This is a genomic window from Flexivirga caeni (assembly GCF_003724155.1).
Lineage (GTDB): Bacteria > Actinomycetota > Actinomycetes > Actinomycetales > Dermatophilaceae > Flexivirga > Flexivirga caeni.
On sequence record NZ_RJJQ01000007.1, the window covers coordinates 56,368 to 73,863 of the forward strand.

Below are 17,496 nucleotides of genomic sequence, written 5' to 3' on the forward strand. Positions count from 1 at the left end.
TTAGCAGAGCCGTTTGGCTCGACTCCTCGCGCCACCTCATTGAGCGGCACAGTAAGTGATCGAGCGGCACAGAAAAATGGTCCAGATTTGTGTACCGCTCGATGAGTTTGTGTGCCGCTCGATCGGAGAACCGCCTGGCCCGGGACCAGCGCGGCGAGAGCTCAGCCCGCGGTGCGCCGGGCGCGGCGCTCGCGCAACTCGTCGCCGGGGTGGTCGGCCGGGACGTCGGCCTCGGGCCGCTCGCCGGGCAACTCCGACAGCGAGCCCTCGACCTCGCGCCATACGGAGCCGAGCGCGATGCCGAAGACGCCTTGGCCGCCACGCAGCAGGTCGATGACCTGGTCGTCGGAGGTGCACTCGTAGACGCTGGCACCGTCGGACATCAGCGTGATGCCGGCAAGTTCCTCGACGCCATGCTCACGCAGCACGGTCACCGCGACGCGGATCTGCTGCAGCGACACGCCCGTGTCGAGCAAGCGCTTGATGACCTTGACGACCAGGATGTCGCGGAAACTGTAGAGCCGCTGGTGACCGGAGCCGCTGGGGTTGCGCACCGACGGCTCCAGCAGGCCGGTGCGTGCCCAGTAGTCGAGCTGGCGGTAGGTCACGCCGGCCGCGCCACACACCGCAGGGCCCCGATAGCCGATCTGCTCGGTCATCTCCTCGGGCAGGTCATGCGGGAAGAGCGCTTCCTGCATGGGCGCCGGCACGTTGGAACGCACCTCGTGCGCTTCACCCTTGCTGACCACGACATCCTCCATCACTCACTGCTTCATCAGACCTGGAACATCGGGTCCGGTGCGGACCCGAACATCAGGCCGCGACACGCGCATGATGCTCCGCCACGGTATGGCGCCATACCCGCCGAATCAACGACCGCTGCGCGTGTCGCGACCATCGATTCAACATTAAAGTTCACCTTGAACGTTAGAGAAGAGCTCATGGCTCGCTCGGGCCCTCGTCGTGAGATTCAAAGTCCTCGGCCGACACATTGTCGAGAAATTCGCGGAACTTCTCGACTTCGTCGTCCTCCTCGACCGGCACGTCGACGCCGGCCTCGTCCAGCACCTCGTCGTCGACGAAGAGCGGCACCTGGGCACGCAGGGCGACCGCCACGGCGTCGGACGACCGCGAACTGATGCGCGTGTCCTGGTCGATGACGAGTTCCGCGAAGAAGACGCCTTCTTCCATCCGGGTGATCACGACACTCGACAGGGTGTGGCCCAGACCGGTGAGCACATCCAGCAGCAAGTCGTGCGTGAGCGGTCGCGGCGGGGTGACACCCTGTTGGGCGTAGGCGATTGCGGTGGCCTCCGGGGCGCCGATCCAGATCGGGACGTACCGCTCGCCGTCGCGCTCGCGCAACAGCAGGATCGGTTTGTTGGTCGGCATCTCGACCCGCACGCCCATCACGTCCACCTGTTTCACGGACACCACGCTACTCCCGGGCGAGGTCCGCCCGCACCAGCGCGAGATGCAGCTCCAGGCATTGCCGCACCAGCTCTTCGGTGTCGAAGTCGTGCGACGAGCCGGCGAGGCCGCCGACCAGTGCTGCCTCCCGTTCGGCCGCCAGCCGGAACGGGCGCAGGTGGCGTGCCTCGAGCCCGTAGGAGAACAGCGTGGCCGCAGCGTGCGCGACGTTCAGATCGAACCCGGTGAAGAGCTTCTCGCCGTCGGCGTGGATCAGCCCGAAGGATTCGAGGTCCACCAGCGCCCGCGCATCGAGGCCGGTCGCCCGTTGCAGTTCGGCGCGAGTCAGCCGCACGTGCGGCTCGGCCGCTTCGTCGCGGGACGCCACCGCCAGGGCCGGATCGGTGGTCTGCGCCGGTGCCTGCGGCAGCTCGTCCTGCTCCGCCGGGCGCAACCCGCGATCGTAGGCGTCCAGCGCTTCCGCGATCACCTTCAGCGGCCAGTACTTGTCGCGCTGGCACTGCAGCACGAAGCGCAGCCGGTCGACATCGCGCTCGGCATACCGGCGATAACCGGATGCGGTCCGTTCGGGAGAGACCAGGCCCTGGGCGTCCAGGAAACGCACCTTGGACAGGGTCAGGTCCGGGAACTCCTCCTGCAACTGGGTCAGGACCGCGCCGATGGACAGACCGGGCGCCCCGGTGGTCACGACGTCGGTGCGCCGTAGAAAACCAGGCGGAACTTGCCGACCATGACCTCGTCACCGGTGCGCAGGTCCTGTGAGTCGACCAGCGCGCCGTTGACGTAGGTGCCGTTGAGCGAGCCGACGTCGGTGACGGCGTAACCGGCGTCGGTGCGGCGGAAGACCGCGTGCCGGCGCGACACGGTGACGTCGTCCAGGAAGATGTCGCTGCTCGGGTGGCGTCCGACACTGACCTCTGCGTCGTCCAGCAGGAAGCGGGCGCCGGCGTTGGCGCCACGCAGTGCCAGCAGCAACGCCGTGCCGGGACGCAGCGCGTCGATGGTCGCCTGGTCCGTCGCGGACAGGCGGACGTCGGAGCTGACGCTCGGGCGTGCCGCCGCGCCGTCGGTCGCGGAGATGCGTGCGGTCGCGTCGCTCCCGATCTCCTGCGCCGGCGTTGCGGCGACGTTCTCGGGTGAGAAGCCGCTGTCGTCGTTGCTCATGGACTCCACCTCGGGGGTCGTGGGGCCGGGATCTGTCGGAAAGGTCGATCGTACGCTCAGGTCAGTGTCGCCTTGTAGGCGTCCACGTCCTGCAGCCCGGCCAGCGCCCCGTCGTCGGCCAGCTTCAGCTCGTACATCCAGCCCTCGCCGTACGGGTCGTTGTTGACGAGTTCGGGCGTAGCGTCCAACTGCTCGTTGATCGCGGTGATCTCCCCCGCGAGCGGCGCGTAGAGGTCGCTGACCGACTTGGTCGACTCGACCTCGCCACAGGCGTCGCCGGCCGCGACGGAGTCGCCGACCGCGGGCAGGCTCACGTAGACGACGTCACCGAGTGCGTCCTGCGCGAAGGCGGAAATGCCGACGCGCACGACGCCGTCACCGCGGTCCTTCACCCACTCGTGGTCGGAGGTGTAGCGAAGGTCGGCAGGGTATTCCAGGTCGCTCATGAGTCTCCTTGGACACGAAATGGATTCGGGCACAGCCGGGTGCGGACGTCCCGGGTCACTAGTTGTCAGGCTGAGCGTAACGAGGGCTGGTCGCGGGCCGCAACGCGGTCACCGCAACCCGCGACTCGGATGTCACCACGGGCGTGGCGTGCAGTTGCTTCAGTCCGTCGACCACGCCGCCGGGGATCGCCATCGCGGTCGCCATCGTGTGCGGGTCGCCGATCGCCACGATGACGTATGGCGCATGCACCGTGGTGCCGTCGATCACCATCCCGGTGCCGCCGGATGCGGCGAAGTAGGTGGCGGCGATTACCCGCACCCCGTTGATCTGCATCGCCTCGGCGCCCGCGTCGCGCAGCTCCTCGACCGCGTTGAGTATGTCGCTGGGTCGCACGTTGTTGCCGGGGTCGCCGATGGTGAGGCGGATCCCGGGGCCGGTGGCGGGCAGCGTTCCGGCGAGGATGCCGAGGGTCTCCAGCCGTTGAGTGGCGGCCTGCAGCGCGGCCTGGTCGCCGGTGCCCGATTCGAGCTGCTTCTTGGTGGCAGTGAGCTCGTCCGCCTCCTTGCTCAGCTTCAGCGACTGCTGGTTGACGCTGTCGAGCAGCGCGACCAGGTCCTCCTGGCGCAGATTTTCCAGCCCGGACGAGCGGGTCTCGTGCACCTGCGCCACCATGGCGAAGCCGAGCAGCATGGCGAGCACGCAGATGTAGAGGTTGGCGCGGGTGAGGCGTGGCCGGCCGGCACGCCACAGTCGCGCCCAGCCGGCGCGGACACTCTCCTCCCGCTCGCGAGCCGGGGCGGTCATCGGTGTTGCCTACGCATGGAACAGGTGCCGGCGGATGGCGGCGACATTGCTGAAGATGCGCACGCCCAGGACGACCACCACGCCGGTGGACAGCTGGGAGCCGACGCCGAGTTGATCGCCGAGGTAGACGATGAGCGCTGCCACGACCACGTTGGACAGGAACGACACGACGAACACCTTGTCGTCGAAGATCCCGTCGAGCACCGCGCGCACCGCGCCGAACACGGCGTCGAGCGCGGCGATCACCGCGATCGGCAGGTAGGGCTGCAGCCCGAGTGGCACGTCGGGGTGCAGGACGATGCCGATGACGAGACCGACGAGCAGGCCGATGGCCGGGATCATGACCCTCCTCGGGACGTGGACGGTGCCGGCTGCACCGACGCGTGAGCGAGTGGTGCTGTCACCGCGGCCGGGAGATCGACCGCATCCTTGGTCGCCAGGTCTTCCCGGATGCCGTAGTCACTCACCAGGGCACGCAGGTAGGCGCCTCCCGAATCCGCGCGGAAGCTGTCGGCGACGCCGGGACCACCGATCACCGAGATGGCGTATGGCGGGCTGAGCGCCCGGAAGTTGACGAGGATCGCCTGGCCGGCGAAGCGGATCGCGGTCTGCGTGGTCAGCCGCTGGCCGTTGATCGACACCGCCTCGGCGCCGGCCTCCCACAGCCCGTTGACGACGATCTGCAGATCGGTCGAGGTCAGGCGCCCGGTGTCGGACGTGTCGGTGCGCGGGTTGCCCTGCGCATCGGTGCCGGCGCCGGCGGCGTCGTTGACGGTGAGCACCAGGCCCGGGCCGTGTGCGGGCGCCGAGCCGGTCGTGAGCTCCAGCGTCGTGAGCCGCTTCGCCAGCGAGGTGTCGTGCTGGCGGGTGAGTGCGGCTTCCTGCAGCCGGCTGATCTGCCGCCGCGTCGTGTCGATGGTCCGGCTGTCGGCGGCGATGTCGTGCTGCCGCGCCCTGATGCCACCGATCAGCTCCGTCCGGCGGGAGTCGGTGGCGGCCTGCGGCACCCGCAGCGCGTGAGCCGCCACGGCCAGGCAGGCACCGATGACAACGAGGGTCACGATGAGCAACGGCGAGCGCAGCCCGGTCGAGGCCGGCTTCCCCGCTGCCGCACGCCTGTCCGCAGCCGCCTGGTAGCCGGGGTCGAGCGGGGTCCGCATCAGGTTGTTGATCAACGACATCGACCAGGCCGGATCGGCCGCGGGCGCGGGCGGATCCGTCGCCCCGTCGGTGGGTCGCTGCGGCGAGGTCATCGAGCCAGCGACTGCGTCGCCCGCCGGACCATGCCGCGCACCTGGCCGACATACATCACCCCGGCGAGCCAGTAGAGGACCGTGCCCCACCACACGAACGACCAGCCGATCGGCCGGGCCGTGTGCCCCCACGGGTTGTCGAGGCTGCCGAGCAGCACCAGGGGGAAGCCGTAGATGAGGCAGAAGGTGGCCGCCTTGCCGACGAAGTGCACCGGCGGGATCGGCAGGTGGTGTTTGCGCAAGGCCGGGCCGAGCGCGAAGACCATCAGCTCGCGCAGCACGAGCAGGCCGACCAGCCACCACGGGATGATGTGCTTCCAGGCGAGCGCGAAGATCGTCGACAGGATGTAGAGCCGGTCGGCGGCCGGGTCGAGGAGTTGCCCGAGGCGGGTGACCAGGCCGTACTTGCGGGCGATCTTGCCGTCCAGGTAGTCGGTGACACCGGACGCGGCCAGCACCCAGAGGGCCCACAGCCGGTGATCGGTTGCCATCAGCCATAGGAACACAGGGACACCGATCAGCCGGCCGATCGACAGCAGGTTGGGCACTGTCCAGATCTGCCGGTAGAGCGGCGTCGTGTCGGTCACGGGTCCCAGGTTAGGTGAACCCGCCAACGGTGCGGACGCGGCGCGCTACGGGAACGCCACCCGGCCGGGGTGGCTGCACACCGTCAGCCGGCGGCCGCGGGCGTACGCGATCAGGGTCACGCCCAGCCGCTCGGCCGCTTCGATCGCGAGGCTGGACGGCGCCGAAATACACGCGAGCACGGGTATGCCGGCCATTGCGACCTTCTGCACGATCTCGAACGACGCACGCGAGGACACCATCGCGATGCTCTGCCCGGTCGGATATGCGTGGAGCAGCGCCCAGCCGGTGATCTTGTCGACCGAGTTGTGGCGGCCGATGTCCTCCCGGATGACGACCGCATCGCCCGTCGGCCCGAACAGCCCGGCGGCGTGCACTCCCCCGGTGCGTTCGAAGATCGGCTGGCCGTGCCGGAGCAGGTCCGGCAGCTCGGCGATCCGCCCGGCCGGCACGAGAGGACCGTCCGCGCTGAGCGCTATTGCGTCATACGCAGGGGAACGGGCGATGGCGTCGATACTGGTCTTCCCGCACAGCCCGCAGCCGCCGTGCGACACGAGACTGCGCTGGGCGGTCGCAGGGACACCGGAGCGCGAACGCAGCTGCAACTGAAGGACGTTCAGCACGGTCGTGTCGGCGCAGTAGCGCGCGGCGAGCACGTCGTCCGCGCCGGTGATGATGCCTTCGGCCTGCAGCAGTCCGTGGGCGAGCTCGATGTCGTGACCGGGGGTGCGCATCGTGACGGTGAGCACCTCGTCGTCGACCCGGATTTCGAGCGGCTCCTCCACCGCGACGGTCTCGACGCGGGAGCTGACCCCGTGGTCGAGATCGATGCGCACGACCTTGTGCCGGCTGGTGATCCGCCCCATGTGTGCCGCCATACCTCCGCCCGGTCGTCCGCCCGGGCGACGGACCACGCCCATGCAGGATAAGCCTCCCTTCCAGGAAATTCGGCAGCTGTTCGCCAATAATGGGATGCAATCGCGCTCCGATGCGGTGACCATTTCCAGGTGGTGGAAGGAGGTCAACTATGTCGGTCCTGGTCCTGAACGCGGGTTACGAGCCGTTGCACACGGTGTCGGTCAAGCACGCCATGAACATGCTCTGGCGCGGCGTCGCAACGGTCGAGGAAGCGCACCCGGAGGAGACCTTCGGACCCTTCCCGAAGCCGACCGTGCTGCGGTTGCTGCGCTACGTGAAGATGACCTGGGCCTACGCCAAGCGCGGCGGCCTGAAGCTCACCGAGGAGAGCGTCAAGATCACCTGGGAGCAGTTCTCCCGCGGGACGCCGGTCTACAGCCAGGCGGGTGTGCTCAAGCGCGACCACGGCCAGTGCGGTTACTGCGGTCTGCCAGTGGCGACGACGATGGACCACGTCCTGCCGAAGTCGCGCGGCGGCGCCACCGACTGGGAGAACGCCGTCGCCGCCTGCGTGCCGTGCAACCAGCGCAAGGCCGACCGCACGCCGGAGGAAGCCGGCATGCCGCTGCTGTGGGAGCCGTTCGTGCCGACCCGCGAGGACCTGGCCTGGTAGCCGGCGGCCGTATGACGAGGCACAACTCGGCACGGGCGGAACGCTCCGGTTGTCGGTGGGTGCGGACATACTCGATGGCATGAACATCGAACTGGTCGAACTCCCCGGCAGCGTTCGTTCCACGTGGGCCGGCGCCCTTGCCGACCTGTCGCCGGAGACCACCGTCGTCGCCACGCTCGTGCTCCGGCGACGGGGCGCGCTCCCGCCATACCAGCCCGGGCAGGCGCCGCTGACCAGCAGCGAACTGGCCGAGCGGTATGGCGCCGACCCGGCTGACGTCGCCGCCGTCCGGGCGGCCGTCACGGAGGCAGGACTCACGGTGCTCGGCGAACGTCCGGAGTCCCGCACCGTGCGGGTGTCCGGGCCGGCGCCGGTGATCGCCGCGTTCTTCGGCACGCAGCTGCACGCTGCACACGAGTCGAGCGGCGACCGGACATGGCGGGTGCGCGACGGCGCCCTGTCCGTGCCGGCTGCGCTGCGCGGGGTGGTCACCGCGGTGCTCGGACTCGACAACCGGCCGCAGGCTGCTACGCGCCACATCGTCGCCGATCCGAAAGCGGTCGCCACGTCATACACGCCGCTCCAGCTGGCCACGATCTACGGCATGCCGCAGGCCGACGGCACCGGGCAGACGATCGCGATCGTCGAGCTCGGCGGCGGCTTCGGGCAGTCCGATCTCGACACCTACTTCAGGGGTCTCGGGCTGGCGACGCCGACAGTCACCGCGCGGGAGGTCGACGGAGCGAAGAACACCCCGGGCCGGGCCCCGCAGGGTGCCGACGGGGAGGTGCTGCTCGACATCGAGGTCGCTGGGGCAATCGCCCCGAAGGCGTCGGTCGTGGTCTATTTCGCACCCAACACCGACGCCGGCTTCCTCGACGCGATCACGGCCGCGACGCATGCCTCCCCCGCGCCGGTCGCCATGAGCATCTCCTGGGGCCAGAGCGAGGACCAGTGGACCGCGCAGGCGCGCACCGCCATGGACGACGCGTTCGCCGACGCCGTCGCGCTCGGCATCACCGTGACCGTCGCCGCCGGCGACAACGGCAGCGCCGACAACGACACCAGCGGCAGCGGCACGCACGTCGACTTCCCGGCGTCGAGCCCGCACGTGCTCGGCTGTGGTGGGACGTCCCTGCATGCCAGCGGCGGTCGGGTGCAGAGCGAAACCGTCTGGAACGACGGCGGATCCGGCGGTGCGACGGGTGGCGGAGTGAGCGATGTCTTCGCCCTGCCGGCCTGGCAGTCGGCCGCGGGCGTGCCGCAGCCCACCAGCGCCACGGGCGGGCGGGGCGTGCCCGATGTCGCCGGAGACGCGGACCCGCAAACCGGTTACCAGGTCTACGTGGACGGCAGCGCCACAGTCATCGGCGGCACGTCTGCGGTGGCGCCGTTGTGGGCCGGCCTGATCGCCCGCATCGCACAGGTCACCGGCAAGCGGCCCGGTCTGGCCCAGACCGCGCTGTATGCCGGTGTTGCCCCGGGCAAACCGGTCACCGCGCTGCGCGACATCACGTCGGGCAGCAACGGCGCCTTCTCGGCCGGCCCGGGCTGGGACGCGTGCACCGGCCTCGGCGTGCCGGACCCGTCGACAGTCACCGCATTCGGCGGCTGAGACGTCCTGGACGCCCGCACCGCCGGGCACCAGGATCGGGGTCCATGACACGCACGCTGTTCACCGCGCCCCACATCGTGGCGTTCCAGGACGACGGCCATCGCCTGCTGCGCGACGGCTGTGTGGTGATCGAGGACGACCGCATCGTCCATGTCGGGAAGACGTATGACGGATCGGCCGACGTCATACGGCACCTGCCGGACCGGATCATCACGCCTGGATTCATCGACACGCACTCCCACCTGCACACCTCGCCGATCGACAAGTCGGTGCAGGAGGACTACGGCCCACGCCAGTTCTGGTTGACCGGACTGATCGAAATCCTGCCGGCGGAGGACGCCGGGCTCACGCAGGCTGGCATGCGCAGCTGCGTCGACTACTCGCTCATCGAACTGGCGCGCTCCGGCACCACCACGGTGCTGCATCTCGGCGACGAGGCGGAATATGTCGCCGAGCGCCTGGACGCGGTGGGCCTGCGCGGGTATGTCGCGCCGTCGTTCCGCTCCGGCCGCTGGTTCACGCCCGACGGGCGACGGGTCGACTACGAGTGGGACGAAGCCGCTGGGCGTGCGGGGCTCGACCGGGCCGTCGATTTCATCTCCGCCCACAACGCGGAGCAGGACGCGCGGGTCCGGGGCTTCCTCGGCCCGGCCCAGGTCGACACGTGCACCGCGGAGTTGCTGCGCGACACGAAGCAGGCCGCACGCGAGCTGGGGGTGCCCGTGTCGTTGCACGCGGCGCAGGGCGTCTGGGAGTTCCAGGAGATGACCCGGCGGCACGGCCGCACCCCGATCGAGTGGCTCGCCGACATCGACTTCCTCGGCCCGGACACAGTGCTCGGCCACGCAATCTTCGTCACGGGGAACAGCTGGGTCAATTTCGCCGGGGACGACCTCGGCCTGCTCGCGAGCAGTGGCACCTCGGTGTCCTACAACGCCTGGTGTTTCGCCCGGCGCGGCATCCTGATGGAGTCGTTCCCGGAGTATGTCGAAGCCGGTGTCAACATGTGCCTCGGCACCGACACCGCACCGCAGTCGATGCTGGAATCGCTGCGCTGGACGGCGATCTCCGGGAAGATCACCTCGCGGCGGGCCGACACCTCGACCGCGAAACGGGTCTTCGACGCGGCGACCGTCAACGCGGCGAAACTGCTCGGTCGTGACGACCTCGGCAGGATCAGCACCGGCGCGAAGGCCGACCTGCTCTTCTGGCGCACCGACTCCTTCGGCATGGCTCCGCTGCGGGACCCGATCCGCAACATCGTCTACTACGCCCAGCCGTCCGACCTGGCGGATGTGCTGGTCGATGGTGTTCCGGTGGTCGAGGACGGCACGGTGCTGCGGACCGACTCCGCAGCAGCAGCCCGCGGGGTGCAAGCGGCCGGTGAGCGGGTATGGCGCCACTGGCACGAAGGCGACTGGGCGGGCCGAACACTCGACGAGGTGTCGCCGATGACGCTCCCGGAGTTCGCTGAGCCTGAGTGACGGCATACTTCGGCGGCCACCGAAGGCTTCCGGACGGATGCTGTGGCGATGAGGGTGCCGCCGAGGCGTCCCGTACCGGGAGGCTGCGCCATGATCACTTGCTGCATCCAGTATCGGATCGACCCGCTGCAGGTCGCTGCATTCGAGGAGTACGCGACCCGCTGGGCGCCGATCATCGAGCGATGTGGTGGGTCGCTCGTCGGTTACTACTTGCCGAAGGAGGGCGCGACCGACTTTGCGCTCGCGTTGATCGACTTCGAGTCGCTCGCGTCATACGAGGCCTATCGGGCGCGCCTGGCCGCCGACCCGGACGCGCGGCAGAACATCGCGGACGTGTCGGCAGCCGCGGCGATCCGTGCCGAGAGCCGGTCGTTCCTGCGGCGCGCGAATTGAGTTCGATGCCATGCGCGGCTTCCTGCTGCTGCACGGCTACGGCAACCACCGGCCACGCGGTCACTGGCAGCGGTGGCTGGCCGGGCAACTGCGTCACCGCGGCGAGCGAGTCCGCTATCCGCAACTCCCGGATCCGGACGACCCGCAACCAGCCGCCTGGCTCGACGTGCTCGACGCGGAGTTGGACGAGTTGGGCAACGAACGCGTCGTCGTGTGCCACAGCCTGGCGTGCAGCCTCTGGTATCTCGCGGCCTGCACCGGCCGGCTGAGCCGTCCCGCGGATCGCCTGCTGCTGGTCGCCCCGGCGAGCCCTTCGGTGCTGAGCGAGCTGGGGCTGGCGCGGTTCGCGCCAGAGCTCTGGAAGGCGAATGTGCTTGCCGCATCGGCGCGTTCATCGGTCCGGCTCGTGGCGTCCGACAACGACCCCACCTGCCCGGAGGCGCCTGCCGCCGAGCTCTACGGACGTCCGCTTGGGCTGGACGCCGAGACGCTGCCCGGCGCCGGACACCTCACGACCGCCGACGGTTACGGTCCGTGGCCCGCCGCGTTGGGCTGGTGCCTCAACCCCGCAGCTCGGTTCGCCAGCGGGGCGCCGGGCAGCTGAGTCGTCAGACGCCCTGTCGCGTCAAGGGTTCGAGCAACTCGACGACGTCTGCTCGGCCGAAGTGGCGCGCCCAGCCGCGCCTCGGCAGCACCCAGCGCCACCAGCTGCTCGGCGATCTCGCAGCGGCCATGCAGCCGCGCGAGGCCGACCGGCGTGTAGCGGCGTCGGGGAGCGACCTCGGCGAACCTGCTGGTGATGTCGACGCCGTGGGCAGCACCCAGCGCCACCCGCGCACGCTGGTCGTGGGTGATCGCCCAGGCGAGCAGTCCGCGCAACAGGTCCGCCGGGGACGCGAGCGACTCCCCCAGCAACCGGTGCCACGGACCGTTCGTGTCACGGCCCAGGCCGTAGCCGAACAGCAGCACCAGGTGGTCGTCGCGGGCGTCGAACATCCGGTTGTACAGCGTCTGCTCGTCGTTCGGATCCGCGCCAGCGTCGAGCAACGCCCCGGCAAGAGGTATGGCATGCGGGTGCTCCGTGTCGGCGTGCTCGCCACCGCCGAACCCCTGTCAGCACCGTGAACGGGGTCGGCAGTCCGTGCCAGAACCGGGCGTCATTCGGGTCGGCACCAGCCTTGAGGAGTAGGCGTGCGGTCTCGAGGGTTGCGTCTCTGCCGATGCCGGGGTCGTGGCGGGCATACGCCTGATAAAGCAGCGGCGACCAGCCGTGCGGACCGCCGGTCGATGTCGCAGCGGAGCGCCGTGCCGCGAGATGCCGGCGCACCGCGCTCCCGTCGGCGCACGCTGCTGCGACATACAGGTTCTCCGCCGGGAGTCCGGGATGCGCGGCGAGCAGTAGCTTCGCGGTGACCGGGTCAGCGGGGTGGTCGCCGCTGACCGTCAGGCAGGCGGCGCGCAGGAACTGGTCCGCCACCGGCTCTCCCGTGGGTGGGGGTCGGTCGGGGTTCCACCGTTTCGCGGTGACGACCTGCACGTATCGGCGCAGCCCGTTCCAGGTGGCGAATCCGTGCTCGCGGGCCAGCACGAGTTGCGCGGCTGTCAGCGGGAACGTCTCTGAGGCAGGTGACGCTGGATGGGCGCGACCAAGTCGTTCGAGCGCGTCGGGGTCGTGAGCTCGCGCGGCACGCTGCAACTCACGCGCCTGCGTGCGGAGCTGGTCGAGGTCTGGGTCCACGGGTAGCGTCCTGGGGTAGCGAGGCAGTCGCCAACGCAACCTCCTTCCGTGGTGCCGACCGGTCCGACCAGGTAGATGCTCTCCTTCAGCCGCTCTGCCTGATCCGCGCGGGAAAGCGACTGCCGGCCGGCACGCCTGGCGACTTCGGCGTCCTCCACAACACCGTTGCCCGGGGTGGGATCCGCGTCGAGCGACTTCGAACCCGCATTGTCGCCGGGATCGTCGATCATGGGCGCACCCTCCAACTCTCGTGTCCGTGCCGCGCCATACCGCGGGCCCGGCCGGGCCCGCTCAGGACGACAGCGGACAGTAGAACACCAGACCGCTGCTCATTGTTTGTCGTAGACGACCGCGCGGCGCTCGCGCGCGTCGTTGGATCGCACGCGCACGACTGTGGCGCGATCATCGGATCGCCACTTCTCGTGGTCAATTGGCTTCGATAGTGCACCAACCGGCTCGTCATCATCTCTGCGAGCGGACCACTCAGGGCGCCAGTCAGCTGCTGGCGAAGGCTGCGGCCGCCGACTTCGCTCCGTACGGCATCCGCGTGAACTCCGTGCCCGGCAGAGTCATTGATGCGACCGAGCAGAACCGCGACCTCATGCGGACCCCGGAGAGCATCGCGCCGTTCGTCGAGGCCATCCCGCTCGGGTGGGTGGGGCAGGCAGTCGAGGTTGCTCGGGTCGTGCTCTTCCTGTCGAGGGACGAGGCCTCGTATGTGGCCGGTGCGGAGATCCTCGTGGACGGCGGATACATCGCGGTCTGACTGCAGCCGGTTCTCGACGGGACTGCGAACTGCATCCGGCTCGGGCACGACGTGCCGGGGTGCAAGAGTGGTGGCATGTTTCTGCAGGCGTGCCTCAATGGCGCTCGTCGGCCACCCGAACATCCGGCAATCCCCGTCTCACCCGGCCAGGTGGCTGCCGACGTGCTCGCGGTCGCGGCAGCCGGTGCGGAGTCGATACACGTGCACGTCAAGGACGAGGACGGTGCGGACACGCTGGCGGCTGCACCACTGGCACGGGTGCTCAGCGCGGCGCGAGCCTGCGCACCCCGCCTGCCGATCGGTACGACGACCGGAGCCTGGGCCGTCCCGGACCCGGCACGCAGAGTCGCTGCCATCAGGTGCTGGACGGCCCAGCCGGACTTCGCGTCCGTCAACTGGCACGAGGACGGAGCTGACGACGTAGCGAAGGCGCTCCTCGATCAGGATGTCGAGATCGAGGCCGGACTCTGGCATCCCGCGGCAGTTGGCAACTGGTCGAAATCACCTGTCCGCGAACGCTGCTCACGCATCCTGCTCGAAATCCCGGACGGGCCGGGCACGGACGAGACCGTCGCGATCGCTCGGCAGTTGCTGACTCTGATCGAACATGCCACGGGTGACCGCATCCCGGTGCTGCTGCACGGCGAGGGGACGAGCTGCTGGCCGGCGTTGCGCGAGGCCGTCCGGCTCGGCCTGCCCACCCGCATCGGGCTAGAAGACAGCCTCGTCCTTCCCGACGGGAACTCAACACCCGACAATGCTGCGCTGGTCAGAGCCGCCCGTCGCATGATTGAGGCGGCCCCATCCCGGCCGGACGAACGGACACGGACGGCCCACGTTTCTCCATCGACCCGAGGGACAGGAATGCGACCATGACCATGGTGACGAGCACGCGGCTGCGCACTCGGTTCGCTGCCGCACTGTCCGGGCTCTATGGTCGCGAGGTGCCGGCCTATACGACGCTGGTCGAGGTCTCGCGCCAGGTCAACGAGGACGTCCTGTCGGCCGGTGGTCCTGCCGCTGGGCGCCTCGGCGGCGCGCACCGGGTCACCGCAGAGCGGCATGGAGCCATCCGGGTCGGCAGCCCGACCGAGCCGGCCCAGGTCGCCCGGATCTTCGGTGCGTTCGGTATGACGCCAGCGGGCTTCTACGACCTGCGCGACGCCCGTCCGGAGCCGATCCCCGTCATCGCCACCGCATTTCGGCCCGCTGACCCCGCCGAGCTCGCGCAGAACCCGTTCCGGGTCTTCACCTCGATGCTCGTCCCGCAGGACCGCAGGTTCTTCGACGCCGATCTGGAGCAACGACTGGTCCGCTTCATCGACCAGCGGGAGTTGTTCTGCCCGGAGCTGCTGTCCCTGGCGGACCGGGCCGAAGCAGAGAGCGGGCTCGAGGAAACCGACGCAACCCGCTTACTGGATCTGGCGACCGCCGCATTCGCGCTGTCAGCCGACCCGGTCGATCGGGCCTGGTATCACGAGCTGGAACGAGTTTCCGCGGTGGCTGCAGACATCGGCGGAGTCAGCACGACGCACATCAATCACCTGACGCCACGTGTTCTGGACATCGATGACCTTTACCGCCGGATGCAGGCCCGAGGGATCGAGATGATCGACCAGATCCAGGGGCCGCCGCGATGGAACGGTCCCGACGTCCTGCTGCGGCAAACCTCGTTCCGTGCGCTGGCGGAGGCCCGCCGCTTCCGCGAGCCGGACGGGTCGATCAGCAGCGGTGACCTCCGTGTCCGGTTCGGCGAGGTCGAGGCCAGAGGGATCGCGCTGACCTCCCGCGGCCGGACGCTGTATGACGAACTGCTGGCCGAGGTGGATCGCCGGCTCGCCGATGACCCGGTGGCCGTCCCGCAGCAGGTTGCGGCGCAGGTCTGGTCGGAGGGTATGCCGCACACCGAGACTGCGCTGCATTCCCAAGGCCTGGGTTTCTTCACGTACTCGCTCACCGCCAGTCGGCCGGCCGGCGGAGCGCCGCTCGACCTCGCCATGCTGATCAACACCTGTGCGGTGACGTTGCACCCGATCGTCTATGAGGACTTCCTGCCGCAATCCGCCGCAGGGATCTTTGCCTCCAACCTCTCCGGCAACGGCAGCGTCGACCAGGACCGCGGCGGCGCGCCACGCGACATGGCCTGGCTGTCTGCCGCGATCGACCGTGAGGTCCGTGACCCCAACCTCATCTACCAGGCGCAGACCGATGCCTCGCTCCGCGCCCTGCGGGAGACGTTGCGCATCCCCGACCTCGCCTGACGATCGAGCCCACGAGCGACGCTCACGACGCTCGGCATGGCCGGCTGATGCACCTCGCGGCGCCTGCTATCCAGGAGGGTTCGGAAATAACTCTTATAGAACTCTTGTGCTATCAGGGTGCGTTCAAGTAAACTACAGGTACGGTGAAAAATACTGAACGGCAAGGAGGTCCGTGTATGACGACCAACAATCCCGGGCCTCTGCTGCCCGGCGAGGTTGAGGTTTCGGGAGCACGCGGCGGTGACGTTTCCGGCGACATTGACGGTATGCCGACCATGTCCGATGTGACGCCCGCTCCGGTGGTGCCGGGTCGTGCTGCGGAGATTCTGGAGATGGCTCGGGAGTTCCGAGCCGCTCTGGATGAGGTACCGGGTGCGTTGTACCAGCTCGGGGAAGAAGGACTGTCGGACCTGATGACCCATTTGATGGGCGTGCATGTTCGTGCTGCGCAGGTGGCGACGGTGGTGGTGGCGGAGGCCCATATTCGGGGTGAGGTGAACACGTCGGTGTCGGCGTCGGGGGTGCAGTGGATCACCGCTCACGCGGTCGAGGCGGGCACGATGGTGGAGCCGCGGGATGCGAAGACGATGGCCGTGGTTGCCGAAGCCTACGGCGACCGCCGCAATGCCGTGGTGGCGGATGCTGTCCGGGAAGGCAGATGCACCCTGGCGGTGGCCCGGGCGGCGTTGTCGAACACGGACAAGGTGGCCCCGGTGTTGCCGGGCGCGTCGCGGGATGAACTGTTGGGTCACTTCCTGCACCTGGATCCGGCGTTGGGGTCTCGTGGGGTGTCGGCGTTGACGCGGATGATCATCGCCCAGTACGCCCCCGACACCCTCTCCGCGCAGGACGCGAAACTGGAGGCAGTCGAAACCTTGAGCTGGTTCACGACGCCGACGGGGATGACCCGCCTGACCGCAGAACTCGCTCCCGCGAGTGCGGCGGTGATGAAGTCCGCGATCCTGGCCCTGTCGGCACCCCAACCAGTCCCGTGCGATGAACACCCGAGTGTGACGGTGGCGGATGAGCGGACCCCGGGGAAACGTCGCGCGGACGCGCTCACCGAACTGATCACCGCCGCCGCGAAGGTGCTGGCCGGGGATGCGTCTCCGACCGGTGCGGCGGCGACCGCGCTGGTCACGATGGACCTGGATGTCCTGACCGAGGGTGTGGGGCATGGCCAGGTTGTGGCGACCGGTGACGTCCTGGATGCGGGTGCCGCCCGCCGGTTGGCGTGTGATGCGCAGGTCATCCCGATCGTCCTCGGCGCCCGGAGTGAACCCCTTGATGTGGGGCGCAAAGAGCGGCTGGTCACCAAAGGCTTACGCACCGCCGTCATCACCCGGGACCACGGGTGCACCTTCCCTGGGTGTGACCGGCCACCGGGCATGTGCGAAGTCCATCATGTGAACCCATGGTGGGCCGGCGGGGAAACGTGTTTGATCAATTCGGCGATGTTGTGTGCTTTCCATCACCACCTGGTCCACCGGCTGGGTCTACTCGCGGCCGTCACCGCGGCCGGGGTGTGCTGGGACTTGACCCCCGACCGGATGCCCACCCGCGACGCAGCCTGAGCTAGCGCCACCACCGCAGCCTGAGCAGCACGGCCCTGGCAGCGCACCTGCCCGAGCAGTGCCGGACCAGCTGCCTGAGCGGCACCGGACCAGTTCGGCAAGCCTGGCCCCTGCAGCGCCTGACGCTGGCCGGCGAGGATCCCGCAGCCTGCCCCGCCAGGCCAGTCAGGACCACGTCTCACCGAGCGGGGTAGAACCCGCCGACCGGCATACGACCTCGGGCTGCGCGCTCCTCTCGCCGAGCGGGGTAGAAGCCCACCGAACGGGGTACAACCACGCACACTCAAGCACCGGATATCTACCCCGCCTCGACACCGAAGTACCCCGCTCGGCGAAGAGCCCGTGTGCCGCCGCGCCCACGGTGGCACTCCCGGACGAGAAACTGCCAACCTGACACTGTCGCGAAGCGTCGCTGGTGAGGGGTCAACATCCTGAACTCCGGAGGTCAGG

The 17,496-nt window shown here is 69.1% G+C and carries 22 protein-coding genes; 9 read left to right on the forward strand and 13 right to left on the reverse strand.

From position 1 onward, the window contains the following. Positions 1 to 161: 161 nt before the first annotated feature. Genes EFY87_RS08260 through fdhD form a run of 11 tightly spaced genes read right to left on the reverse strand, consistent with a single transcriptional unit; the run spans position 162 to position 6,598 of the window. Complete coding sequence (locus tag EFY87_RS08260; RefSeq protein WP_123271005.1) at positions 162 to 761, reverse strand: MerR family transcriptional regulator; 600 nt, start codon at positions 759 to 761, stop codon at positions 162 to 164. Positions 762 to 775: 14 nt separating this feature from the next. After that, the gene (locus EFY87_RS21125) at positions 776 to 898 is read right to left on the reverse strand and encodes a hypothetical protein (RefSeq protein WP_281276181.1); all 123 of its coding nucleotides are present in this window, start codon (positions 896 to 898) and stop codon (positions 776 to 778) included. 41 nt (positions 899 to 939) lie between these two features. Beyond that, the gene (locus EFY87_RS08265; protein ID WP_123271155.1) at positions 940 to 1,428 is read right to left on the reverse strand and encodes a bifunctional nuclease family protein; all 489 of its coding nucleotides are present in this window, start codon (positions 1,426 to 1,428) and stop codon (positions 940 to 942) included. 10 nt (positions 1,429 to 1,438) lie between these two features. Continuing rightward, a complete protein-coding gene (gene ftsR / locus EFY87_RS08270) occupies positions 1,439 to 2,119 on the reverse strand; it encodes a transcriptional regulator FtsR (protein ID WP_123271006.1) in 681 nt (226 codons plus the stop codon). Further along, positions 2,116 to 2,595, reverse strand: a complete 480-nt coding sequence (locus EFY87_RS08275) for an FHA domain-containing protein (RefSeq protein ID WP_123271007.1) — start codon at positions 2,593 to 2,595, stop codon at positions 2,116 to 2,118. Before EFY87_RS08275 ends, ftsR begins: the two co-directional genes overlap by 4 nt. A gap of 56 nt (positions 2,596 to 2,651) precedes the next feature. After that, on the reverse strand, positions 2,652 to 3,041 hold the full coding sequence (gene gcvH, locus EFY87_RS08280; protein WP_123271008.1) for a glycine cleavage system protein GcvH: 390 nt from the start codon (positions 3,039 to 3,041) through the stop codon (positions 2,652 to 2,654). Positions 3,042 to 3,099: 58 nt separating this feature from the next. Next, positions 3,100 to 3,846 (reverse strand): DUF881 domain-containing protein, encoded by a 747-nt coding sequence (locus EFY87_RS08285; protein WP_123271009.1) that lies wholly within the window; start codon positions 3,844 to 3,846, stop codon positions 3,100 to 3,102. A 9-nt stretch (positions 3,847 to 3,855) separates the two neighbouring features. Continuing rightward, a complete protein-coding gene (locus EFY87_RS08290) occupies positions 3,856 to 4,188 on the reverse strand; it encodes a small basic family protein (RefSeq protein WP_123271010.1) in 333 nt (110 codons plus the stop codon). Further along, positions 4,185 to 5,099: a DUF881 domain-containing protein gene (locus tag EFY87_RS08295; RefSeq protein ID WP_123271011.1), complete on the reverse strand. Its 915-nt coding sequence runs from the start codon at positions 5,097 to 5,099 to the stop codon at positions 4,185 to 4,187. The genes EFY87_RS08290 and EFY87_RS08295 overlap by 4 nt, the downstream gene beginning before the upstream one ends. Further along, the gene (locus EFY87_RS08300; RefSeq protein WP_123271012.1) at positions 5,096 to 5,686 is read right to left on the reverse strand and encodes a CDP-alcohol phosphatidyltransferase family protein; all 591 of its coding nucleotides are present in this window, start codon (positions 5,684 to 5,686) and stop codon (positions 5,096 to 5,098) included. The genes EFY87_RS08295 and EFY87_RS08300 overlap by 4 nt, the downstream gene beginning before the upstream one ends. 45 nt (positions 5,687 to 5,731) lie before the next feature. Continuing rightward, complete coding sequence (gene fdhD, locus EFY87_RS08305) at positions 5,732 to 6,598, reverse strand: formate dehydrogenase accessory sulfurtransferase FdhD (RefSeq protein ID WP_245988543.1); 867 nt, start codon at positions 6,596 to 6,598, stop codon at positions 5,732 to 5,734. A gap of 113 nt (positions 6,599 to 6,711) precedes the next feature. Between fdhD and EFY87_RS08310 the strand changes: the two genes are divergently transcribed. The 5 genes from EFY87_RS08310 to EFY87_RS08330 all read left to right on the forward strand — a co-directional run bounded on the left by EFY87_RS08310 (position 6,712) and on the right by EFY87_RS08330 (position 11,311). After that, positions 6,712 to 7,215 carry an HNH endonuclease gene (locus tag EFY87_RS08310; protein ID WP_123271013.1) on the forward strand — a complete coding sequence of 168 codons (504 nt, stop codon included), beginning with the start codon at positions 6,712 to 6,714 and terminating at the stop codon, positions 7,213 to 7,215. A 79-nt stretch (positions 7,216 to 7,294) separates the two neighbouring features. Continuing rightward, positions 7,295 to 8,830, forward strand: a complete 1,536-nt coding sequence (locus EFY87_RS08315) for a S53 family peptidase (protein ID WP_123271014.1) — start codon at positions 7,295 to 7,297, stop codon at positions 8,828 to 8,830. A gap of 44 nt (positions 8,831 to 8,874) precedes the next feature. Further along, positions 8,875 to 10,314, forward strand: coding sequence for an amidohydrolase family protein (locus EFY87_RS08320; protein WP_123271015.1), 1,440 nt, complete (start codon positions 8,875 to 8,877; stop codon positions 10,312 to 10,314). Between the two features lie 90 nt (positions 10,315 to 10,404). Next, positions 10,405 to 10,707 carry an NIPSNAP family protein gene (locus EFY87_RS08325; protein WP_123271016.1) on the forward strand — a complete coding sequence of 101 codons (303 nt, stop codon included), beginning with the start codon at positions 10,405 to 10,407 and terminating at the stop codon, positions 10,705 to 10,707. A gap of 10 nt (positions 10,708 to 10,717) precedes the next feature. Next, entirely contained in the window at positions 10,718 to 11,311 is a 594-nt protein-coding gene (locus EFY87_RS08330; RefSeq protein WP_123271017.1) for an RBBP9/YdeN family alpha/beta hydrolase, read from the forward strand. Here the strand turns inward: EFY87_RS08330 and EFY87_RS08335 are convergent. Together EFY87_RS08335 and EFY87_RS20285 are read right to left on the reverse strand one after the other, a co-directional pair. Next, positions 11,233 to 11,754 (reverse strand): hypothetical protein, encoded by a 522-nt coding sequence (locus EFY87_RS08335; RefSeq protein ID WP_123271018.1) that lies wholly within the window; start codon positions 11,752 to 11,754, stop codon positions 11,233 to 11,235. The two genes, EFY87_RS08330 and EFY87_RS08335, sit on opposite strands and share 79 nt — an antisense overlap. Before the next feature lie 555 nt (positions 11,755 to 12,309). After that, positions 12,310 to 12,675: a hypothetical protein gene (locus tag EFY87_RS20285; RefSeq protein ID WP_158607554.1), complete on the reverse strand. Its 366-nt coding sequence runs from the start codon at positions 12,673 to 12,675 to the stop codon at positions 12,310 to 12,312. Between the two features lie 212 nt (positions 12,676 to 12,887). On the opposite strand from EFY87_RS20285, the gene EFY87_RS08340 reads away from it, so the two are divergent. From EFY87_RS08340 to EFY87_RS08355, 4 genes are all read left to right on the forward strand, one after another. After that, a complete protein-coding gene (locus tag EFY87_RS08340) occupies positions 12,888 to 13,211 on the forward strand; it encodes an SDR family oxidoreductase (RefSeq protein WP_158607555.1) in 324 nt (107 codons plus the stop codon). A gap of 75 nt (positions 13,212 to 13,286) precedes the next feature. Beyond that, positions 13,287 to 14,087, forward strand: coding sequence for a 3-keto-5-aminohexanoate cleavage protein (locus EFY87_RS08345; protein WP_123271020.1), 801 nt, complete (start codon positions 13,287 to 13,289; stop codon positions 14,085 to 14,087). Further along, complete coding sequence (hglS, locus tag EFY87_RS08350) at positions 14,084 to 15,472, forward strand: 2-oxoadipate dioxygenase/decarboxylase (RefSeq protein WP_220093564.1); 1,389 nt, start codon at positions 14,084 to 14,086, stop codon at positions 15,470 to 15,472. Before EFY87_RS08345 ends, hglS begins: the two co-directional genes overlap by 4 nt. A gap of 176 nt (positions 15,473 to 15,648) precedes the next feature. Then, entirely contained in the window at positions 15,649 to 17,046 is a 1,398-nt protein-coding gene (locus EFY87_RS08355) for an HNH endonuclease signature motif containing protein (RefSeq protein ID WP_123271022.1), read from the forward strand. Positions 17,047 to 17,496 lie beyond the last annotated feature (450 nt).